The organism is Pseudonocardia sp. TRM90224, from assembly GCF_021245725.1.
Lineage (GTDB): Bacteria > Actinomycetota > Actinomycetes > Mycobacteriales > Pseudonocardiaceae > Pseudonocardia.
In genome coordinates, this window is sequence record NZ_JAJGSX010000019.1 from 46429 (window position 1) to 67176 (window position 20748).

Genomic DNA, 20748 nt, shown 5'->3' on the forward strand with positions numbered 1-20748 from the left:
GCGACATGCCGCACCCCCGCCGTACCTTCCTCGTTGCAGGCGGCGCCGCCGCACTGCTCGCGCCGGTCTGGCTCGCCACCCCGGCAGCAGCAGAACCGGCGCACCCCCGCCACCAGAGCCCCATCCACCTGCGGGTCGCCCGCTCGCGCCCGGCACCGGAACTGCCCGACCTCGTCGTCGACTATCCCTCCGATGTCACCCTGCGGGTCCGCTACGTCAGCCGCGATCCCGAAGGTGACCCGAGCGGTTGCGGGAATCGCGGCCGCGAGGAGACCGTCGAGGCCGAGGTGCCCAGCGGCGCGGCCGCGGTGTACCTCGACGACGTGCGCTACGAGCTGGCGCAGTTCCACTTCCACACGCCGTCCGAGCACGTGCTCGACCGCCGACGCTTCCCGCTGGAGCAGCACTTCGTGCACAAGGGCCCCGACGGTCAGACGCTCGTGCTCGGCCTGTTCGTCGAGGCCGGCGGCGACGGCGACACCATGCAGGACCGCGTGCTGCACCGGATGCCCGTCGAGTGCGGCGAGGAGGAGCACGTCGACGGCGTCGACATCGCGTCCGGGCTGCCGGACGACCTCACGACGTTCCGCTACGACGGCTCGCTGACCACCAGCCCCTACACCGAGCACATCTCGTGGATGGTGCTGCGGCAGCACGTCTCGATCGCGGGCGAGACGATCGAGCGGTTCCGGTCGCTGTTCCCCAAGGGTGACGCGCGGGCTCTGCAACCGCTCGCCGGGCGGGTGGTCAGCCTGCACGAGCAGAGCTGACCCTTCGTCCCGCCCCCGGACGGCGCAGCGACGAGCGGTTGATCTTCCCCCTGGCGGATGACAAAACCCGCCGCTCGTCGCGCCGCACCGCACATTCGTCCCAATCACCACGCGTGGGACGTGCAACCAACGCCCCGGTTGCTTAGCTTCGTTCTCGGATCAGTGACGGCAGGGTCACGAACTGGACACGGGACTCCCCACCCGCCGGCTCCCCGAAGCCGGACGTCCAACCAGGCCGTCGATCCGGAAGGCAGGTCGTGGCTCGGCATCGCTCCCCCCGGGGCCGAGGCACGCATCAGCCCGTACCGCTCGTGGCTCCACGCCCCGGCGGACGCAGGCATGGTGCGCGCCGTTCGGCCAGCACGAAGAGTTCGGTCCCGCTGACGCGGGGCACCGCGGTCGTCGCCGCTGCCGGCGGCGCGTTCACGCTGGTCGGCGCCGCGGCTGTCGCGTTCCCGCTCACCGGAACGCCGATCGTCCCGACCGCGCAGTCGGTCGGGACGTCGTTCGCGCTCGACGGCGACTCGGCCGAGCGCGCCGACCGCGACGGCGAGAACCGCGACGGCGATGGCGACGGCAAGTCGCTGACCGAGGGCGTCGAGGACGCCATCTCCGAGATCACCACGTCCATCGAGCCTGTCGTCCCCGAGGACCCGGAGCCTCAGGTGGCCGACGCGTCCGCGCTGGTCAAAGCCGCGCAGCAGGCCGAGGCCGAGGTCGCGAAGAAGGCCGCCGAGAAGGCCGCAGAGGCGAAGGCGGCCGCTGCGAAGGCCGAGGCCGAGCGCGCGGCCAAGCTCAACTGCAGCCTGCCCACCGGCGGACTCGGCGCGGTCAAGTCCTACGTCCGCACGGCGGCCAACTTCCTCGGCTGCCAGTACGAGCCGTCCGCGATGCACGGCGTCGCCGGCCGCGCCGGCACGTCCGACCACCCCAGCGGCAAGGCGATCGACTTCATGATCGGCCGGGCGGCCGGCGACCAGCTCGCCCAGTGCGCGCTGAACAACAAGAAAGAGCTCGGCATCACGTACGTGATCTGGCGCCAGCGCATCAACTACGGCAGCGGCTGGGAAGCCATGGAGGACCGGGGCAGCCCGACCGCCAACCACTACGACCACGTGCACGTCTCGTTCGGCAGCGGCGCGGGCGGCAAGCCGATCACCTGCTGAGGACGGCGCCGCTCGGCCCCACGCCTCCGGCGCGAGGGCAGGAAAGCCACTTTCCGGCCCTCACAGGGCAGCAAAGTGGCTTTCCTGCCCTCCCCAGCACCGGGGAGACCCAGGGTTACGACCGCTGCGAGAACTCCCGCGCCCGCTCGGCCAGCTCCGCGTCCGGCCGCACGCCCGTGTAGAGCACGAACTGCTCGAGCGCCTGCAGCGCGATCACCTGCGAGCCGGTGACGACGGTCGCGCCGGCCGCGGTCGCGCGTCGCACGAGCGGGGTGTCCGGCGGGACGGCGACGACGTCGAGCACGAACTCGGCGGAATCGACGATCTCGGCCGCAACGGGGAGGTCCGCCGCCTCGGGGCCGCCCCCCATCCCCACCGGCGTGGCGTTGACGAGGACCCGCGGCCGCTCGCCGGCGAGCGCCGCCTGCCAGGTGAACCCGTACTGCTCGGCGAGCGCCCGGCCCGTCCGCTCGTTGCGGGCGACCACGACCCCTGGCGGGAACCCGGAGTCGCGCAGCGCCGCGACCACGGCCTTCGCCATGCCGCCGCTGCCGAGGACGGCCGGCGCGGCGTCCCGGGGCGCGCCGTCGACCAGCGCGGCGACCGCGAGGTAGTCGGTGTTGTAGGCGCGCAGGTGCCCGTCGGTGTTGACGATCGTGTTGACCGAGGCGATCGCCGCGGCGGACGGGTCCAGCTCGTCGACGAGCGAGATCACGTCCTCCTTGAACGGCATCGACACCCCGCAGCCGCGGATCCCGAGTGCGCGGATGCCGGCGACCGCCGCCGTGATGTCGGTCGTCGTGAACGCCTTGTAGACGAAATCGAGGCCCAGCTCGGCGTACAGGAAGTTGTGGAAGCGCGTTCCGAGGTTGCTCGGGCGCGCGGCCAGCGAGATACAGAGATCTGTCTCTTTGGTGATGTCAGTGGTCGCGATCGGCACGGTAGAACGGTGCCATGAACGATGTCAGCGAGCTCGGTGGGCAGGTGCACCTGCACTTCAGCGGGCACGTGGTCGAGACCGGCAACCACGTGAACCTCTCCGCGATCCGCACGGAGGGTCGCCACCTCTGGCTCGCCGGCGACGAGACGGCAACGCTCGAGCGGCTCACGCTCGACTCCGCTAGCGCACCGACCGTCGGCGAGGGACAGCGCAGCTTCTTCTTGCACGACCTCGTCGACCTGCCCGGCCCGCCCGACGCCGAGGCCGACCTCGAAGGCATCGCACGTTCCGGCGGCTGGCTCTGGGCGACCGGCTCGCACAGCCTCGTGCGCAAGCAGATCAAGCCGCACCACAACGACGCGAAGGCCTACCGGAGGCTGGCGAAGGTGCGCCGCGAACCGAACCGGTTCGTGATCGCCCGCCTGGCCGTGCACCAGGGCGAGGACGGACCCGAGCTGATGCGCCGCACGCCCGACGGTCGGCAGTCGGCGATCATCGGCGCGCCGGGCACGACGAACCTCGCCGATCTGCTGGCCGCCGACGAGCACCTCGGCCCGTTCCTCGCGATCCCGTCGAAGGACAACGGGCTCGACGTCGAGGGGCTCGCGGTGCACGGCGAGACGCTCTACGTCGGCCTGCGCGGCCCGGTGCTGCGCGGTTGGGCGGTCGTCCTCGAGGTGCTGCCGCAGCCCGACCCGACCGACGACACGCGGCTGCTGCTCGGTGCTTTCCCGGAGGGTGTCCGCTTCCGCAAGCACCTGCTGGACCTGAACGGCCTCGGCGTGCGTGATCTGTGCCCCGACGGCGACGACCTGCTGGTGCTCGCGGGCCCGTCGATGGCGCTCTCCGGCCCGGTGCGGGTCTACCGGTGGCACGGCGCGGCCACGACCGACACGTCGCGGGTCGTGCGCGGTGCGGAGATCAGCGTCGAGCGGGAGCTGCCGCACGGTGCGGGCGTCGACCACGCGGAGGGGATTGCGCTGCTCGCCGACGACGCGCCGTCGCGGCTGCTCGTCGTTTACGACAGCCCGTCGACCGCTCGGCGACCGACTCCGGAGTCCGTCCTCGCAGATCGGCTGCCGATAGGCCGAACGGAGCAACTCGCCGCACGCAGCGTGCCGTCCATCTCACACCCCGTGACAGTGGCCTGACTGGCCGTAACTGAGCCGTTACGTTCTGCACCAGCGACCCGGCTCCCCCGCCGGACCTGGATTCCCCGATCCATCGCCGGCCCCCCGACCGGCGCGTCCGCCCGGGCCGCACGATCGGAACAGGCAGGACGTGTCTCGGCACCGCTCCCCCAGCGGCGGTCGGCACGGCTCGCGGACGATCCCGCGCGCCGCGCCGTCCCCGCAGCACCTCGTGGCGGGTGCGCCCCGCCTCCGGCCCCGACCCGTCGTGGGGGCCGGAGGCGCGCGGCACAGCGCGGAGGTCGCCGTGCACCGCGGCATGAGCGCCGCCGTCGCCGGTGGTGTGGTCGCGGCGCTGGCCCCCGCGCTCGTCGTCGGCGCGCAGGCCGCCGATACAGGCACGGCCGCCATGCGGCTGGCCGCCGACGAAAGCCACGAGGACGCGCCGGGCGCGACGGCGATGCTGGCGAGCTTCGTCCCGGTCACCTCCGAACCGGAGCCGCCGGAGCTGCTGGACGTGCAGGACCTGATCAAGGCGAGCGGCCTGCTCGACGACCCGCGCATCGCGCACTGCGACAGCGAGCCGCACGGGCTCGGGCGGGTGAAGCCGTGGGTGCGTGCAGGTGCCACGTTCCTCTCGTGCCTCTACGACGACCCCGAGCTGATCGGCGTCGCGCAGCGCAGCAGGCCGTCCGACCACACCAGCGGGCACGCCGTCGACCTCATGACCCGCGGCGCGAAGGGCGACCGGATCGCCGACTGCGCGCTGGCCAACAAGGACGAGTTGGGCGTCGAGTACGTCATCTGGAAGCAGCGGATGAACTACGGCCAGGGCTGGGAGCGGATGGAGGACCGCGGCAGCGACACCGAGAACCACTTCGACCACGTGCACGTGTCGTTCGAGCACCGCTCCCCCGACGGCGACCCGGTGGCGCAACGCTGCCGGTGAGTCGCCGAGTTCCCCACCGTTTTGTCTATTTGCACGCCGAATCGGCCGTGTAGATGGGCAAAACGGTGGGGACATCGCCGTGCAGCTCTCGGCGAACAGCCGCCGCTGACAGCGAACACCGCTCCTGGACGTCCGGCTGGCTGCCTACCGTCGAAGAATGATGATTTCGACCCGGCCCGAGCCGTTCCCACTGCCGCACCGCCCGGTCCCGAAGCACCCGACCCCGCAACCACCGGTGCAGGCGCCGAGCGGCCTCGTGATGGACGCGGCGACCGCCCAGGCGGCGGGCGACCCCGTCATCGAGCGGCTGCTCGCCGAGCGGATCGTCTTCCTCGGCAGCGAGGTCGACGACACGATCGCCAACCGCATCACCGCGCAGCTGCTGCTGCTCGCCGCCGAGGACTCCGAGCGCGACATCACGTTCTACATCAACTCGCCGGGCGGATCCGTCACGGCCGGCATGGCGATCTACGACACGATGCAGCTGATCAGGCCGGACGTCGCGACGTGGGCCGTCGGGTTCACCGCGTCGATGGGGCAGTTCCTGCTCTCGGCCGGCACACCCGGCAAGCGGCACGCCCTGCCGCACACGCGGATCCTCATGCACCAGCCGTCGGCGGGCATGGGCGGCAACTCCACCGACATCGCCATCCGCGCGGGCGTCTACGGCGACATGAAGCGGGAGATCGCGCAGCTGATCGCGACGCACACCGGGCAGTCGTTCGAGACCATCACCGCCGACTCCGACCGCGACCGCTGGTTCACCGCCGAGGAGGCGAAGGCGTACGGGATCGTCGACCACGTGGCGGGAACGTGAACGTCTCGCGGTAGGCGGGAGCTGCACGACCGGGCCGCGTCGCGGCGCAGGGACGTTGCCGCTACCGTGAGCCCTTCGTTGAGCTTCTGCATCGATGGAGAACCCATGCGCGTCGGCGTGCTCACCGGTGGCGGCGACTGCCCCGGACTGAACGCGGTCATCCGTGCTGTCGTCCGTAAGGGCGTCCCCGAGTACGGCTACTCGTTCCTCGGATTCCGTGACGGCTGGCGGGGGCCCCTCGAGGCGCTCACCAAGCCGCTGGACATCCCGGCCGTCCGCGGCCTGCTGCCCCGCGGCGGCACGATCCTCGGCTCGTCCCGCACCAACCCGTTCTCGGTGGAGGGCGGTGTCGACCGGATCAAGCAGAACCTGCAGAACCTCGGCGTCGACGCGCTCATCGCGATCGGCGGCGAGGACACCCTCGGGGTGGCGACCAAGCTGCACGAGCTGGGCGTCAACGTCGTCGGGGTGCCGAAGACGATCGACAACGACCTCTCCGGCACCGACTACACGTTCGGGTTCGACACCGCGGTCAACATCGCGATGGAGGCGATCGACCGGCTGCACACCACCGCCGAGTCGCACCACCGCGCGCTGATCGTCGAGGTCATGGGCCGCCACGCCGGCTGGATCGCGCTGCACTCCGGCATGGCCGGCGGGGCGAACGCGATCCTCATCCCCGAGGTGCGCTTCGACATCGAGCAGGTGTGCCAGTGGGTCGAGTCGCGCTTCCGGATGGACTACGCGCCGATCATCGTCGTCGCCGAGGGCGCGAAGCCGAAGGAGGGTGAGGAGGTGCTCCTCACCGGCGACAAGGACGCCTTCGGGCACGTCCGGCTCGGCGGCATCGGCGACTACCTGGCCAGGGAGATCGAGGCCCGCACCGGCAAGGAGGCCCGCACCACGGTGCTCGGGCACGTCCAGCGCGGTGGCACGCCGACGGCCCGCGACCGCTGGCTCGCGACCCGCTTCGGGCTGCACGCCATCGACGCCGTCGCGGCCGGCAAGTGGGGCCACATGACGGCGCTGCAGGGCACCGAGATCGTCATGGTGCCGCTCTCCGAGGCGACCAAGGAGCTCAAGACGGTCGACCCGTCGCTCTACGCCGAGGCCGAGGTCTTCTTCGGCTGAGCCGAACGCACAAAGCCCGTGGTGTCTTCACACAGGTCATGACTTGTGTGACGGCACCACGGGCTGTGTGACGTCGTCAGGTCAGTGGCCGGCGAGCGCGGGCACGCGGTGCTGCTGCTGCGTGGCGGGCGTAGCGAGAGCGGCCGGAGCCGCGGCGCGGCGGCGGCGCACGAGGCCCACGACCGCGGTGATCGTGGTGCCGACCGCGAGGCTGAACAGCAGCGCGACCAGCGGGTCGCCGGCGAACGCGGCGCCGCCGAGGTAGCCGAGCAGCGCTACGTACGCCGCCGACATCACCGCGCCGACGGCGCTGTAGCCGACGTACCGCGAGGTCGGGAAGCCGGTGACACCCGCGGCCAGCGCGGCGACCGTGCGGCCCGCCGGGATGTAGCGGGCGGTCAGCAGGATCAGCCCGCCGCTCGTCTCCAGCGTGCGCTCGACGTGCCCGAACGTCGTCGCGCGGGCGGTGCCGGGCACCATGCGCTTGCGCACGGCGGGCCCGAACCGGCGGCCGATGGCGTAGGCGACGAACTCCCCGACGAACGACCCGAAGCCGGCGGCAAGCACCACCAGCGCGAGGTCCTGGGTGCCTGCGGCCGCGGCCACGCCGGCCGTGATGATCAAGGCCTCGCTCGGCACCATCGGGATCAGCGCGTCGATCACGGCCATCCCGATGATGACCAGCAGCAGCCACGGCGATGCCATGGTGCCTTCGAGCAGCTGCCGCAGGACGTCGATCATGTATCCGAGGTTATTCAGCCACGTGGTCACCGGCATCGGTGGAAAGTCCTCCCGGACCCCTACTTTCGGCTCAGGGTCACCCCTGAGGACCACTACTCGAGAGCTATCGCCGCGCGCCTTTCCCGCCACGCCTTGAACCGGCGGTAGCCGCGCCGCACGCGCGTCCACAGCAGCACGAGCAGCACGATCCCCAGCACGAGCAGAACGCCGGCGACGACCGCCGCCACCTCGGGCGCGACCACCGTCAGCGTCGCCACCCCGGCAACCGCGACGTCCTCGCCGATGCTCGCGCCGATGTTCGTCACCGGTTCCGGGGAGGTGTTGATGATCAGCCGCAGACCGCCCTTGACGAGGTGGCTGACCAGCGCGGCCCCACCGCCCGTCGTCGCGAGCACCGCCTGTTCGAGCGACGACGCGTCGCCCGCGATCAGCAGCCCGATCACCGCTCCGGCGGTCGGGCGGATGAGCGTGGAGATCGTGTCCCACGCCGAGTCGACGTACGGGATCTTGTCGGTGATGAACTCCAGCGCGTAGAGCACGCCCGCAACGATCAGGACGTCGGTCCTGGTCAGCGCCTCGGGAACGGCCTCGATCCCACCGAAGCGGCCGAACAGCCCGAGCACGACGACACACAGGTAGGCGTTGACCCCACTCGCCCACCCGCTGGCCATCACCATCGGCAGCAGCTCCACGAGCGCAGCGTATCCGGCGGGCCGCCGATCCCGTCGACAACGACGTTTTGGCTGTTGTTAGCGCTCACAAACAGCCAGAACGTCGTCGTCGACGCTTAGACGATCCCCTGGCGCGTCGCCGTGTAGACGATCTCCGTGCGCCGGCGAACCTCGAGCTTGTCGCGCAGGTTGCGCACGTGGAACTTGACGGTGGCCTCGCTGATCATCAGCCGCCGGCCGATCTCGCGGTTGGACATGCCGACCGCGAGCAGGCGCAGCACCTGGTTCTCCCGTTCGGTGAGCATCGCGCCGCCGAGCGAGCGGGCGACGGGGCGGTCGTCGTCGCGCATGACGTCGACGACGACGGCGTTGGCGCGCGAGTCGAAGACGCTCTCGCCGCGCAGCAGCGCGTGCACGGCACGGGTGATGTCGGCGGTCTCGGCGTTCTTGCGCACGTAGCCGTGCACGCCGAGGCGGACGGTGCGCATCATGACGTCGCGGTCGCGGCATCCGGTCAGGACGAGCACCTTCACGCCGCGGTGGCGCTCCAGCAGCATCCGGACCAGCTCGACGCCGGCGGCGTCACCGCGGCCGAGGTCGATGTCGATGATCACCAGGTCGGGCGGGCAGCGATCGGCGACGACCAGCGCGTCGCGCGGCGACGCGGCTTCGCCGACCACCGCGAGCTGCGGGTCGGAGGCGAAGAGCTGGCGGAGCCCGAACCGGACGATGGCTTCGGCGTCGACCAGAAGCACGCGCGCCGTCCGGCGAACGACGGGGGGAACAGAGCCGGAGCCCTGCACCGGTGTGCGCGAATCGAGCAGTGCGTCGGTCGTCACGGCAACCTCACATTTCCGTTCGGGGGCCGTAAGTGATGCGGCGAAGCTACGGAGTGCGACGTTGCGCAGACGTTGCACGCACAACGTGTCGCCTTGCTGCGGGCCGTGACCTGGGCAATGATGGCGGCCTACAGGGCGATGAGGCTCGGAGTGCTGATGCCAATTCATGACGCACGCGACCCGGTCGAGCACGCCCATGTGCTGCGCGACGTATTCGAGAAGGTGCTGAGCGGCGACCGCAGCCGCGTCGCCCCGCGCTCGCTGGTCTCCGCGTCGTGGCAACGCAGCCTCGCCGCGCACATCGACCCCGACCTGCGCACACCGCCGGTCGTGCTGGCCGACGCAGAGCTGCCCGACATGCGCAGCGCGCACCCGTTGAACGAGGTCATGCCGCTGCTGCGCAGCACGCTCGTCAGCATCGCCGACGAGGCCATGCACGTGATGCTGGTCACCGATGCCGACGGCACGATCCTGTGGCGGGAAGGCGCGGCACGGCTGCTCGTCGCGGCCGACGGGGTGGGCCTGTCCCCCGGCACGAAGTGGACCGAAGACGCCATCGGCACCAACGCGATGGGCACCACCCTCGCGGTCGACGCCCCGGTGCAGATCCACTCCGCGGAGCACCTCGTCCGGACCTACCACACGTGGACGTGCGCGGCCGCGCCCGTGCATGACCCCGACACCGGCACGATCCTCGGCGCGATCGACATCAGCGGGCCGCTGCACACCGTCCACCCGGCGATGGTCCAGCTGGTGTCGGCCACCGCGCAGCTCGCAGAGAACCAGCTGCGCGTGCGGCTCGCGATCGCCGACGAGCGGCTGCGCGTGCGCAACATGCCCCATCTCGTGAGCCTGCGCGGCAGCGCCGGCGCGCTCGTCACGCCGTCCGGGCGGATCATCGCGGGCGAGCCGTACGGCGCGTGGCCCGAACGCGTCGAGCTCCCGGAGGGCGGCGACCGCATCCAGCTCGTCGACGGCCGCGAGATGATCGTCGAACCGCTCGCCGAGGGCTACCTGTTGCGTGCGCCGCGGGCCACGACCACCACCCGCCGCAGCGCGCTCTCGCTGCGCCTGATGGGTCAGGCCGCACCGACGGCGACGCTCAACGGCCGCTCCTTGCCGCTGACGTTGCGCCCTGCCGAGCTGCTGACCGCGCTCACCCTGCACCCGGACGGCCTGACCGCCGAGCAGATCGCGCTCTCGCTCTACGGCGAGGAGGGCAACCCGACGACCGTGCGCGGCGAGATCCTGCGGCTGCGCGGCCAGATCGGCACGGACGTCCTGCGCACGCGGCCCTACCGGCTCGACGCCACCGTCGACACCGACTTCGAGGCGGTGCGCAGGGCTTTGCGGGCGGGCCGGCCGGCCGACGCGTTGCGCAACTGCGGCGGCTCGCTCCTGCCGCGTTCGGACGCGCCGGAGATCCGCGAGCTGCGCGACGAGATCGACGCGACGCTGCGCCGGATGGTGCTCGCCACCGACGACACCGACCTGCTCGTCACCTTCGCGCACCACCCGCTGGGCCGCGACGACCTCGAAGTGCACGAGCTGCTCGTCGACACGCTCGACGAGGCCGACCCGCGGCGCCCCGAGATCGTGGCCCGCCACACCCGCCTGCTCGCCGACGCCTGAGCCGCGAGGCTTCCGCACCACCAACTTCCCCACCGTTATGTGCACTTGCGCGCCCGCAGAGCGCGCAAGTGCACATAACGGTGGGGAAGTTCGTTGTGGTGACCGCGGTCACTCCTGAAGAAACTTGACCGATCGCTCCACTTGTCTGCAGAATATGGAGCAGTTGCTCAGGTTGTTTCTCAGACGGAGGTCCTTCCCATGCAGTGGCTCTTCCTGATCGGCGCGATCATCGCCGAGGTCGGCGCGACGATGGCGCTCAAGTTGTCCGAAGGCTTCAGCAAGCCCATCCCGTCGATCTTCGTGGCGGTCGGGTACATCGCGGCCTTCGGGATGCTGTCGCAGGCGCTGGTACGAGGGCTGCCGATCGGCGTCGCCTACGGCACGTGGGCCGCGGCGGGTGTGGCGCTGGTGGCGATCCTCGGGATGTTCTTCTTCGGCGAGAGCCTCTCGCCCGTACAGTTCGGCGGCATCGCCTTGGTGATCGCGGGGGTGCTGGCACTGGAGCTGGGAGCGGCGCATTGACCGAGCAGGACGGCCGGCGGCGCAAGGGTGAACTGCGCCGCCGCGCGTTGCTCGACGCGACGCTGCGGATCGTCGAGCAGCACGGTGTTGCTGGCGTGAGCCAGCGCGCCGTGGCCCAGGAGGCCGGGGTGCCGCCGAGCGCGGTGCTCTACTACTTCGCCAGCGTCGACGACCTGATCGTCGCGACGCTCGCGGCCTGCAACGACCGCTACATCGAGCGGATCGTCGAGATCGCTGCGACGCTGCCGGCCGAGCGGCTGCCCCTGCTCGCCGCCGAGATCGCGAACGGGGCGGCGACCAGCCGCACGCAGGTGCTCGCCGAGTTCGACCTCCTGCTGCTCGCAGCCCGGCGGCCCGACATGGCCGCCGAGCTGCAGCGCTGGTCGGACGCCGTCGACACGCTCGTCGCAGCGCTCGACGTGCCGCCCGACCGGCACGACGCCGTCGCGGCGACGATCGACGGGCTGTTCCTCCGGTGCGCCTGCGCACCGACACCGCCCGACGCGCAGACCGTCCTCGCCGCCCTGCGCAGCCTCGTGCCTACTCGACCGTGACGCTCTTCGCGAGGTTGCGCGGCTTGTCGACGTCGCGGCCGAGCGCCACGGCGGCGTGGTAGGCCAGCAGCTGCAGCGGGATCGAGAGCAGCACCGAGTCGAGCTCCGGCTCGTTGCGGGGCACGACGATCGTGCGGTCGGCCAGCTCGGCCGGGAGCTCGCGGTGCGCAAGGGCGACGACGGGCCCCTTGCGCGCCTTGATCTCCGAGAGGGTCGAGGTGTTCTTGTCGAGCAGGTCGTCGTCGGGGACGACCGCAACCGTCGGCATCTCCGGGCTGATCAGCGCGAGCGGGCCGTGCTTCAGCTCCGCCGACGGGTAGGCCTCCGCGTGCACGTAGGAGACCTCCTTCAGCTTCTGCGCACCTTCCCGCGCCACCGGCCAGCCGCGGCGGCGCCCGACGAACATCACGCTGTTGCTCTGCGCGATCTCCTTCGCGACCTCGGCGATCGTCGCCTCCTGCTCCAGGATCTCGGTGACCTGCGCCGGGAGCGCGTTGAGTCCGGCGATGATCCGCCTGCCCTCGCTGGGCGAGAGGTCGCGGATGCGGCCGAGGTGCAGCGCGAGCAGCGCGAACGCCACCACCGTCGAGGTGAACGACTTCGTGGCCGCGACCGACATCTCCGGCCCCGCGTGCAGGTAGATGCCGCCGTCGACCTGGCGGGCGATCGTCGACCCGACGACGTTCACGATCCCGATCACTCGGCCGCCCTTGCGTTGCAGCTCCTGCACCGCCGCGAGGGTGTCGATGGTCTCGCCCGACTGGCTGACCGCCACGTAGAGCGTGTCGGGCTCGACGACGGGGTTGCGGTAGCGGAACTCCGACGCGGCCTCGGACGTCGCCGGCACCCGCGCGAGGTCCTCGATCAGCTGGGCACCCAGCTCGCCGGCGTAGCAGGCGGTGCCGCAGCCGAGGATCTTCACGCGGCGGATCTCGCGGGCCTCGCGGACCGTGAGGTTGAGCCCGCCCAGGTGCGCGGTGTCGAAGCGCTCGTCGAGCCGCCCGCGCAGCGCGCGCTCGATCGTGCGCGGCTGCTCGTTGATCTCCTTGATCAGGAAGTGCGCGTTGTCGCCGATCTCCGCGCCGACGACGTCCCAGTCGATCGTCGACGGGCTCTTCGCCGTCGAGCGGTCGTCGAGGGTGAACGTGCGGTACCCGTTGGGCGTGATCGTCGCCAGCTCGCCGTCGTCGAGGTAGACGACCTGGCGGGTGTAGCCGATCAGCGCCGCGACGTCGGAGGCGACGAACATCTCCTTCTCGCCGACGCCGAGCAGCACCGGGCTGCCGTTGCGGGCGACGACGATCCGGTCGGGGTGCTCGACGTCGAGCACGGCGAGGCCGTAGGCGCCGACGACCTGGCGCAGCGCCTGCCGCACCGCCTGCTCGAGGTCGGCGGCACCGCTCTGGAAGGCGGCGGCCACCAGGTGCGCGACGGTCTCGGTATCGGTCTGGGAGGTGAACTCGACGCCGTCGGCGGCCAGCTTCGCCCGCAGCTCGTCGGCGTTCTCGATGATCCCGTTGTGCACCACCGCGATCCGGCCCGCCATGTCGGTGTGCGGGTGCGCGTTCTCCGGGGTCGGCTCGCCGTGCGTGGCCCAGCGGGTGTGCCCGATGCCGGGCGACCCCTTGAAACGCGCGGGCAGCTCAGCGGCGAGATCGGCGACCCGGCCGCTGACCTTGCGCACCTTCAAACCGGCCTTCGACCCGATGGCGACCCCTGCGGAGTCGTAGCCGCGGTACTCCAGACGGCCGAGACCCTCGATCAGGATCGGGGCGGCGTCCTGCGGTCCCACGTACCCGACGATTCCGCACATTCGTTCCTCCTGAAGGTCAGCCGTAGACGATCCGGCGCAGCTGCCGCGCGCTCATCGGGGGCGGTGCGACCCGCCGCGTCGAGAGCTCGCCGTCCAGCGCTGCGAATATCTGCTCGTTCGTGAGCCCCCGCCGTTTCAGCTCGGCGTGCCGCCGCCGGACGAACTCCGGCAGCGGCTCCGCGAAGTAGCCCACGACGTCGGCCACCACCCTGGCCGCCTCACCCGCGCTGAGCGGGGTGGTGCGGACCAGGTGCGCCACGAGATCGTCGTAAGGGCCGGGGGACACGGTTGGCCATGGTGCACGGATCCGGTGGCAAAATCCAATTCCCTGCCCGATTTCGGGCAGGAATCGAGCAGGATCGAAGAGACGGCGAGGTCAGGCGGCCGGTTCGAGCTCGCCCGCCTCCCACAGCCGAGCGTAGAAGCCGCCGAGCGCGAGCAGCTCGGCGTGGCTGCCCTCCTCCACGACCCGGCCCTCGTCCAGGACGATGATCCGGTCGGCCCGCGCGGCCGTCGCCAGCCGGTGGGCGACGACGAACGCCGTGCGCCGGGACGTCACGTGATCGCCCGCGGCGAGCACCGCGGCCTCGGTCGCGGGATCCAGGGCGGCGGTGGCCTCGTCGAACAGCAGGATGTCGGGGTCGGCCAGCTCCGCCCTCGCCAGCGCGATCAGCTGGCGCTGCCCCGCCGACAGCCCCTGCCCACGCTCGCCGACCGGGTGGCGGAAGCCGCCGCTGAGCCCGCAGATGACGTCGATCGCGCCGACGGCGCGTGCGGCCGCCTCGATCTCCGCCGGCGCGGCGTCGGGCCGGGCGTAGGCGATGTTGGCCGCGACGTCGCCGGTGAACAGGTGCGGCTCCTGCGGCACGATCCCGAGCCGGTGGCGGTAGCCGTCGAGCGGGTAGCGCCGCACGTCGACGCCGTCGACGAGGACCGCCCCCTCGCCGACGTCGTAGAACCGGGCGACCAGCTTGACCAGCGTCGACTTGCCGGCGCCGGTGGCCCCGACCAGCGCGACCGTCTCGCCGGGCGCGACCCGCAGCGACACGCCGTCGAGCGCGGGTGTCTCGGCCGCCGCGTAGCGGAAGCCCACGTCGACCAGCTCGACCTCACCGCGCAACCGGCGCGGGACCGACGCGGGCTCGCCGCTCGGCTCCGGCGGCACCGACGTCGACGTGCGCAGCAGCTCGGAGATGCGGGTGAGCCCGATCCGGGCCTGCTGGTAGCCGTCGAACACCTGCGACAGCTGCTGGACGGGGGCGAAGAACAGGCCCAGGTACAGCAGGAACGCCGTCAGGACACCCGGTGTGAGGTCGCCGGCGGCGACCCGTGCGGCGCCGACGCCCAGCACCGACACCTGCGCCACGTCCGAAAGCAGCGCGACGAACGGGAAGTAGGTGGCGATGTAGCGCTGGGCGCGCAGGCGGGTGCGGCGGTAGGCCCAGCTGCGCTCGCCGAACGCCGACGCGCTGTGCTCCTCGCGCACGTAAGCCTGCGCGATCCGCACGCCGGTGACGTTCTCCTGCATGTCGGCGTTGACGGCGCTGACCTTCTCCCTGGCCTCCGCGTACGCCGCCGAGGAGACCCTCCGGAAGACCACCGTCGCCACGATCAGCACCGGGAGCACCGCCAGCGCGACGAGGGCCAGCTCCAGGTCGGTGAGCAGCAACGCGACCGCCACCCCCACGACCGTCAGCAGGCTGACCACGGCCTGCGCGAGGCCCGTCTGCAGGAACGTCGAAAGCGCGTCGACGTCGGTGGTCATCCTGGTCATGATCCGGCCGGAGAGCTCGCGCTCGTAGTAGTCGAGGCCGAGCCGCTGCAGGTGTGCGTAGCTGCGCACACGCAGCAGGTAGAGCAGCGTCTCGCCGGTGCGGGCGGTGACGACCGTCTGCGCGGCCACCACCAGCCAGCTCAGCGCGACGACCCCGACACCCAGCAGCGTCGCCATCAGCAGCACGTTCGACGATCCCGCGCCGATGCCGCCGTCGACGGCGAGCCTGGCGACGGTCGGGAAGGCGAGCGATGTACCCGCGTCGAGCGCGACCAGCAGCACCAGCAGCGCGAGCACGGCCCGCACCGGGCGCAGCAGGCCGGCCAGCCGGAAGCCCGGATCGGGTGTCGTCGGATCGAGCCCGCCCAGCCGCGGCTCCTCCTTCGCGGGCGGCAGCGCCTCGACCGCGGCGACGAGCGCGGGCGTCGCCGCGACGGCGCCCGCCATCGCGGACGTGCTGCGCACGCCGGCGCCGCCGCGCAGACCGATCGCCGCGCTCGGCGCGCGTTCCTGGCCGGCCGGGGCATCCGCCGGCTCCGGCCACAGCTCCGGCGTGACCCCGCCGACGGTCGGCCGCGGCGGCGCCTGCGCTGCGGGTTCCTCCACCGAGAGCAGCTCGCGGAAGAGCGCGCACCGCTGCACCAGCTCGGCCTCGGTGCCGATGTCGACCACGCGCCCGGCGTCGAGCACGGCGACCCGGTCGGCGAGCGCCAGCGTCGAGCGGCGGTGCGCCACCAGCAGCGTGGTGCGCTCGGCGGTGAGCGCGCGCAGCGTCTCGTGGATCGCCGCCTCGGTCGCGGTGTCGACCGCGGAGGTGGCGTCGTCGAGGATCAGGACGCGCGGGTCGGTCAGCACCGCGCGGGCCAGCGCGACCCGTTGCCGCTGCCCCCCGGAGAGGGTGAGCCCGCGCTCCCCGACGAGGGTGTCGTAGCCGTCGGGCAGCTGGTCGATGAACGTGTGGACCTGCGCGGCGCGCGCGGCCCCGACGATCTCCTCCTCGGTCGCACCGGGACGGCCGTAGGCGATGTTGGCGCGGATCGTGTCGGAGAAGAGGAACGCCTCCTCGAACACGACCCCCAGCTCACGGCGCAGATCGGCGAGCCGCAGCTGCTGCAGCGGCACCCCGCCGAGGCGCAGCTCGCCCTGCTGCGGGTCGTAGAAGCGCGGCAGGAGCAGCGCGACCGTCGACTTGCCCGAGCCGGCCGTCCCGACCAGCGCGAGCGTCTCGCCCGGCGCGACGGAGAGCGAGACGTCGGCGAGCACCGGCTCGCGGCGCGAGTAGCCGAACGTCACGTCGTCGAGCTCGACGGAGAGTGGTCCCTCCGGGAGCGACGCGGGGTCGGGCGGGTCGGCGACGTCGGGCTGGGAGTCGACGAGGTCGTACACGCGCTCGACGCCGGCCCGCGCGAGTTGCGCGCTGACCACCAGCGACCCGACCAGCCGCGCCGGCCCGACGAGCTGGGCGACGTAGGTGGTGAAGGCGAGGAACGTGCCGAGCGTGATCGAGCCCGAGAGCGCGAGGTAGCCGCCGACGGCGATCACGCCGACCTGCCCGAGCGTCGGCAGCGCCAGCAGGGTCGGGTTGAGCCTCGCCGTGAGCCGCGCGGCCCGCATCCGCTCGGCGAACAGCCGCCGTGCGCCGCGTTCGAGCGCGCCGACCTCGCGGGCCTCCTGCCCGAACCCCTTCACGACCCGGACGCCCGTGACGGTCTCCTCGACCTGCTGCGCGACGTCGGCCGCCCGCTGCTGAGCCGACCACGTCGCGGGGAAGAGCGACGACCGCGACTTGAGCGTGATCCAGCCCGCCGCCGGCAGCAGCACCAGCGCCACCAGCGTGAGCAGCGGCGAGAGCCACAGCATCGCCGCGATCGAGGCCACCACCAGCACGACGACACCGCACGCGAGCGGCACCATCGACAGCAGCGACTGCACCATCTGCAGGTCGGTGATCGCGCGCGAGACCACCTGGCCGGTGCGCAGCGCGTCCTGCCGCTCGCCGTCGAGGCGCTGCACCGCGGCGAACACCTGCCGCCGCAGGTCGTGCTGGACGTCGAGGGCGAGCCGGCCTGCCAGGTAGCGGCGCAGGAACGACGCGCCGAACCGGACGAGCGCGAGCGACGCGATCGCCACCACCACAGCGCCCAGCGCGGCCGTCGAACCGGCCACCGCGCCGTCGACCGCGACGCGGGTCAGCAGCGGGCCGACGGCGTCGAGGCTCACCCCGAACACGGACGCGAGCAGCGCGCCGACCGTGACGCCGCGATGACGCATCGCGGCACCACTCAGCCTGCGGATCCAGCCCTGCTCGGGGCGCACGGGAGCGGATGGCACCCCACCACGTTAAGCCGCCGGGGCGACAGGGCCGCCGACCGTGGTCGGGGTGGTGCCTGGAAAGCCACTTTCCCAGCACCACAGGCCGGGAAGGTGGCTTTCCAGGCACTCTCTCGCCCGCCCGACTCCCTCGCGTCGCACGCGGTGCCGCTCCTCAGGCCGCGAGCGCAGCCACCAGCGGCACGGTGAGCCCCACCATCAGCACCCCTCGGGCGATGCTGGCCCGCTCCCACCGCACCGAGCAGCGGCGCCACTCCCCGGCCTGGAACGTCCCGTCGGGCGCCCTGACCAGCTTCATCAGCTCCGGCAGGAACCACAGGTTCGTCACCAGCAGCACCGCCGCGTAGCCGCCGAGCGCGACCCACACCAAGGTGCGCACATCGGCGTCGCCCCACCCGACCACCAGTGCGACGACGAACAGCACGAGCAGCAGCGGATGGACGGTCATCCAGAACCGTTCCGAGCGCAGGCGGTGCTCGCCGCGGAACATCGTGAGCGACTCCGGCGGCCGCCGCGCCCACACCGGCACCACCGCGACGTGCTCGTAGAGGATGCCGCCGCAGACCACACCCCAACCCATGACAAGAATCCCGAGCACGGTCACGACGGATCCCCTTCCTCGATGGCCGCGGTCAGCACACCGATCGCCCATTCGGTCGCGCGGCTCGCCGCCTCGGCGTCGAGCCCCCACGTCTCGCGCAGCCACCGCCACGCCACCGGCCCCACCATCAGGTACGCCACCCCGGCCAGCGCCTCCAGCTCACGCTCGGTGCGCCCTGGTGCAGCGGCCCGGAAGACGGCGGCGCCGAGCGGGGCGCGCCGCCCCTCCGAGCCGACCCGCACACGGTTGAACGCGCGCGACTCCATCAGCGGGACGAGCACGTCGGCGTGCTCCTCGTACGACGCGTAGTTCTCGCGCGCGAGCGCGGCGAGCCGGTCGGGCCGGACGCCGGCGAGGCGTTCGCGGGTCTGCCCGATCCGCGGCCGCATCCGGGCGAGCACGCCGAGCAGCAGGTCGTCGAGGGTGGGGAAGTGCCGGTAGACGGTCGCCGGCGAGAGCCCCGCCGCGGTGGCGACCGCCGGGATCGTGAGCTCGTCGAGCCCGTGCTCGGCGATCTGCGCGATCGCGGTCTCGACGATCCGCGCGCCCGTCGCCTCCCGCTGCGCGGCGCGGACGGGGCTCTCGTATCGACGTGACGGCACCCCGACAGCCTCACATTTGGTGAGAGTGAATTCAAGCGAATCCGCTCTCGCGTTTCTGGGCTAATCTCCAGTTCCCTCAGCCGCCGGCGTCTGCCCAGGGAGCGTGCAGTGACGACAGAGCTCACCGATTTCAGCGCGATACTCGACCACTGGGCAGCGCAGCAGCCCGACGAGCCCGCGGTGGGCTTCTCCGGAACGACGCGGACCTGGGCGGAGCTGCGGCGCCGGGTGCAGCAGAACGTCGCGGCGCAGCGTGCGGCCGGCCTGGTCCCCGGCGACCGCGTGGCGGTGCTCGACCTCAACCACCCGTCGTGCCTGGAGACGACGCTCGCGTGCGCCCGGGCCGGCACGGCGAACGCGGTGGTCAACTTCCGGCTCGCGCCGCCGGAGATCGTCTACGTGATCAACGACGCGAAGGCGAAGGTGCTGTTCGTCGGGCCGGAGTTCGCGGCGGCCGTCGAGCAGGTGCGCGACAAGCTGCCGACCGTCGAACGCGTGATCCACATCGCCGACGAGTACGAGGACTGGATCGGCGCGCACGAGCCGGACCCCGTCGTCCATCCCAGCGCGCCGGACGACTGCTTCGTGCAGCTCTACACGTCGGGCACGACCGGCTTCCCGAAGGGCGCGATGCTGACCCACAGCGGGATGCTCGCGCACGCGCAGAACGTCGCCGTCAGCTTCGCCATCGAGCCCGGCGCGATCGTGCAGGTGGCGATGCCGCTCTTCCACGTCGGCGGCACCAGCTACGCGCTGCTGGCGATCTCGCGCGGCGCCCGGATCGAGCTGATGCGCCTGCCCGACCCCACCGCGATCATCGACATGCTGGAGGGATCGCGGATCACGCACACGTTCCTCGTGCCGGCACTGCTCGCCGTCATCACGCAGGTGCCGGGCGCAGAGTCCCGCGACTTCTCCGCCCTCAAGGCGCTCTCCTACGGTGCGTCGCCGATGCCCTTGCCGGTGATGCGGGCGTGCTTGAAGCTCTTCCCGGGCGTGATGCACCAGGTCTACGGCATGACCGAGGCGTGCGGTGTCGTCAGCTCACTGGGGCCGGAGGACCACGGCAACCCCGAGGTCGCGCACCGGCTCGTCTCCGCCGGCACGCCCATCCACGGCGTCGAGATCGAGATCCGCGACCCCGCGACCGGCGACGCCGTGCCCACCGGCGAGCCCGGAGAGCTCTGGGTCCGCACCGGGCAGCTGATGAGCGGCTACTGGGGCAAGCCGGACGCCACCGCGGCGGCCATCACCGACGACGGCTGGCTGCGCTCCGGCGACGGCGGGCACATGGACGCCGACGGCTACATCTACGTCACCGACCGGATCAAGGACATGATCATCAGCGGCGGCGAGAACATCTACCCCGCCGAGATCGAGCGGGTGCTGGCCGAGCACCCGAGCGTCGGGGACGTCGCCGTGATCGGCGTGCCGGACGAGCGGTGGGGCGAGGTGCCCAAGGCGGTCGTCGTCGCCGCCCCCGGGCAGACCGTCGACCCCGAGGCACTGATCGCGTACTGCAAGGAGCACCTGGCGTCGTTCAAGAGCCCGAAGTCCGTCGACGTGCTCGACGAGCTGCCGCGCAACCCCACCGGCAAGATCCTCAAGAAGGACCTCCGCAAGCCGTACTGGGAGGGGAAGGAACGGCAGGTCGTCTAGTTCTTGCCGCTGAGGTGGGGTAATCCCCCCGTCGGGTTGGCGCGCTCGCCCCAGTGTCAGGGCTCCGTGGACGAACGAGCATGAACTGGTCAGTTCATGGAGGCCG

The 20748-nt window shown here is 71.9% G+C and carries 19 protein-coding genes; 10 read left to right on the forward strand and 9 right to left on the reverse strand.

Annotated features, from left to right (window positions below):
- Positions 1 to 5: 5 nt before the first annotated feature.
- Positions 6 to 770 (forward strand): carbonic anhydrase family protein, encoded by a 765-nt coding sequence (locus LL648_RS24345; RefSeq protein ID WP_232665019.1) that lies wholly within the window; start codon positions 6 to 8, stop codon positions 768 to 770.
- Between the two features lie 311 nt (positions 771 to 1081).
- The gene (locus tag LL648_RS24350; RefSeq protein ID WP_232665020.1) at positions 1082 to 1936 is read left to right on the forward strand and encodes a hypothetical protein; all 855 of its coding nucleotides are present in this window, start codon (positions 1082 to 1084) and stop codon (positions 1934 to 1936) included.
- A gap of 115 nt (positions 1937 to 2051) precedes the next feature.
- Here the strand turns inward: LL648_RS24350 and LL648_RS24355 are convergent, their stop codons facing one another.
- Positions 2052 to 2876, reverse strand: coding sequence for a shikimate 5-dehydrogenase (locus LL648_RS24355; protein ID WP_232665021.1), 825 nt, complete (start codon positions 2874 to 2876; stop codon positions 2052 to 2054).
- 14 nt (positions 2877 to 2890) lie between these two features.
- On the opposite strand from LL648_RS24355, the gene LL648_RS24360 reads away from it, so the two are divergent.
- The 4 genes from LL648_RS24360 (at position 2891) to LL648_RS24375 (ending at position 6903) form a co-directional block, all read left to right on the forward strand.
- Positions 2891 to 4027, forward strand: a complete 1137-nt coding sequence (locus LL648_RS24360; protein ID WP_232665022.1) for a DUF3616 domain-containing protein — start codon at positions 2891 to 2893, stop codon at positions 4025 to 4027.
- 130 nt (positions 4028 to 4157) lie between these two features.
- Entirely contained in the window at positions 4158 to 4955 is a 798-nt protein-coding gene (locus LL648_RS24365; RefSeq protein ID WP_232665023.1) for a hypothetical protein, read from the forward strand.
- Positions 4956 to 5214: 259 nt separating this feature from the next.
- A complete protein-coding gene (locus tag LL648_RS24370; protein WP_232665153.1) occupies positions 5215 to 5772 on the forward strand; it encodes an ATP-dependent Clp protease proteolytic subunit in 558 nt (185 codons plus the stop codon).
- A gap of 105 nt (positions 5773 to 5877) precedes the next feature.
- Positions 5878 to 6903: a 6-phosphofructokinase gene (locus LL648_RS24375; RefSeq protein ID WP_232665024.1), complete on the forward strand. Its 1026-nt coding sequence runs from the start codon at positions 5878 to 5880 to the stop codon at positions 6901 to 6903.
- A gap of 81 nt (positions 6904 to 6984) precedes the next feature.
- Here the strand turns inward: LL648_RS24375 and LL648_RS24380 are convergent, their stop codons facing one another.
- The 3 genes from LL648_RS24380 to LL648_RS24390 all read right to left on the reverse strand — a co-directional run bounded on the left by LL648_RS24380 (position 6985) and on the right by LL648_RS24390 (position 9154).
- The gene (locus LL648_RS24380; protein ID WP_232665025.1) at positions 6985 to 7644 is read right to left on the reverse strand and encodes a DedA family protein; all 660 of its coding nucleotides are present in this window, start codon (positions 7642 to 7644) and stop codon (positions 6985 to 6987) included.
- Between the two features lie 92 nt (positions 7645 to 7736).
- Positions 7737 to 8336, reverse strand: coding sequence for a DUF4126 domain-containing protein (locus tag LL648_RS24385; RefSeq protein ID WP_232665026.1), 600 nt, complete (start codon positions 8334 to 8336; stop codon positions 7737 to 7739).
- Between the two features lie 95 nt (positions 8337 to 8431).
- Positions 8432 to 9154: a LuxR C-terminal-related transcriptional regulator gene (locus LL648_RS24390; RefSeq protein ID WP_232665027.1), complete on the reverse strand. Its 723-nt coding sequence runs from the start codon at positions 9152 to 9154 to the stop codon at positions 8432 to 8434.
- 156 nt (positions 9155 to 9310) lie between these two features.
- Between LL648_RS24390 and LL648_RS24395 the strand changes: the two genes are divergently transcribed.
- The 3 genes from LL648_RS24395 to LL648_RS24405 all read left to right on the forward strand — a co-directional run bounded on the left by LL648_RS24395 (position 9311) and on the right by LL648_RS24405 (position 11862).
- Entirely contained in the window at positions 9311 to 10786 is a 1476-nt protein-coding gene (locus tag LL648_RS24395; RefSeq protein ID WP_232665028.1) for a helix-turn-helix domain-containing protein, read from the forward strand.
- 198 nt (positions 10787 to 10984) lie between these two features.
- A complete protein-coding gene (locus LL648_RS24400) occupies positions 10985 to 11308 on the forward strand; it encodes a DMT family transporter (RefSeq protein WP_232665029.1) in 324 nt (107 codons plus the stop codon).
- Positions 11305 to 11862, forward strand: a complete 558-nt coding sequence (locus LL648_RS24405) for a TetR/AcrR family transcriptional regulator (RefSeq protein WP_232665030.1) — start codon at positions 11305 to 11307, stop codon at positions 11860 to 11862. Before LL648_RS24400 ends, LL648_RS24405 begins: the two co-directional genes overlap by 4 nt.
- On the opposite strand, the gene glmS is transcribed toward LL648_RS24405, so the two are convergent.
- The 5 genes from glmS to LL648_RS24430 all read right to left on the reverse strand — a co-directional run bounded on the left by glmS (position 11849) and on the right by LL648_RS24430 (position 18983).
- Positions 11849 to 13675 carry a glutamine--fructose-6-phosphate transaminase (isomerizing) gene (gene glmS / locus LL648_RS24410; RefSeq protein ID WP_232665031.1) on the reverse strand — a complete coding sequence of 609 codons (1827 nt, stop codon included), beginning with the start codon at positions 13673 to 13675 and terminating at the stop codon, positions 11849 to 11851. The two genes, LL648_RS24405 and glmS, sit on opposite strands and share 14 nt — an antisense overlap.
- Before the next feature lie 16 nt (positions 13676 to 13691).
- Positions 13692 to 13961 carry a hypothetical protein gene (locus LL648_RS24415; protein ID WP_232665032.1) on the reverse strand — a complete coding sequence of 90 codons (270 nt, stop codon included), beginning with the start codon at positions 13959 to 13961 and terminating at the stop codon, positions 13692 to 13694.
- A 90-nt stretch (positions 13962 to 14051) separates the two neighbouring features.
- Complete coding sequence (locus LL648_RS24420) at positions 14052 to 17720, reverse strand: ABC transporter ATP-binding protein (RefSeq protein ID WP_232665154.1); 3669 nt, start codon at positions 17718 to 17720, stop codon at positions 14052 to 14054.
- Between the two features lie 214 nt (positions 17721 to 17934).
- Positions 17935 to 18384, reverse strand: coding sequence for a hypothetical protein (locus tag LL648_RS24425; RefSeq protein ID WP_232665033.1), 450 nt, complete (start codon positions 18382 to 18384; stop codon positions 17935 to 17937).
- Entirely contained in the window at positions 18381 to 18983 is a 603-nt protein-coding gene (locus LL648_RS24430; protein WP_232665034.1) for a TetR/AcrR family transcriptional regulator, read from the reverse strand. The genes LL648_RS24425 and LL648_RS24430 overlap by 4 nt, the downstream gene beginning before the upstream one ends.
- A 108-nt stretch (positions 18984 to 19091) precedes the next feature.
- Between LL648_RS24430 and LL648_RS24435 the strand changes: the two genes are divergently transcribed.
- Positions 19092 to 20642, forward strand: coding sequence for a long-chain-fatty-acid--CoA ligase (locus LL648_RS24435; RefSeq protein WP_232665035.1), 1551 nt, complete (start codon positions 19092 to 19094; stop codon positions 20640 to 20642).
- Positions 20643 to 20748 lie beyond the last annotated feature (106 nt).

Excerpts from the sequence above, each read along its gene's own strand:
- LL648_RS24345 (WP_232665019.1), top strand. The coding sequence starts at position 6 with ATGCCGCACCCCCGCCGTACCTTCCTCGTTGCAGGCGGCGCCGCCGCA.
- LL648_RS24360 (WP_232665022.1), top strand. The coding sequence starts at position 2,891 with ATGAACGATGTCAGCGAGCTCGGTGGGCAGGTGCACCTGCACTTCAGC.
- LL648_RS24370 (WP_232665153.1), top strand. The coding sequence starts at position 5,215 with ATGGACGCGGCGACCGCCCAGGCGGCGGGCGACCCCGTCATCGAGCGG.
- LL648_RS24375 (WP_232665024.1), top strand. The coding sequence starts at position 5,878 with ATGCGCGTCGGCGTGCTCACCGGTGGCGGCGACTGCCCCGGACTGAAC.
- LL648_RS24380 (WP_232665025.1), bottom strand. The coding sequence starts at position 7,644 with ATGATCGACGTCCTGCGGCAGCTGCTCGAAGGCACCATGGCATCGCCG.
- LL648_RS24395 (WP_232665028.1), top strand. The coding sequence starts at position 9,311 with ATGCCAATTCATGACGCACGCGACCCGGTCGAGCACGCCCATGTGCTG.
- LL648_RS24400 (WP_232665029.1), top strand. The coding sequence starts at position 10,985 with ATGCAGTGGCTCTTCCTGATCGGCGCGATCATCGCCGAGGTCGGCGCG.
- glmS (WP_232665031.1), bottom strand. The coding sequence starts at position 13,675 with ATGTGCGGAATCGTCGGGTACGTGGGACCGCAGGACGCCGCCCCGATC.
- LL648_RS24420 (WP_232665154.1), bottom strand. The coding sequence starts at position 17,720 with ATGCGTCATCGCGGCGTCACGGTCGGCGCGCTGCTCGCGTCCGTGTTC.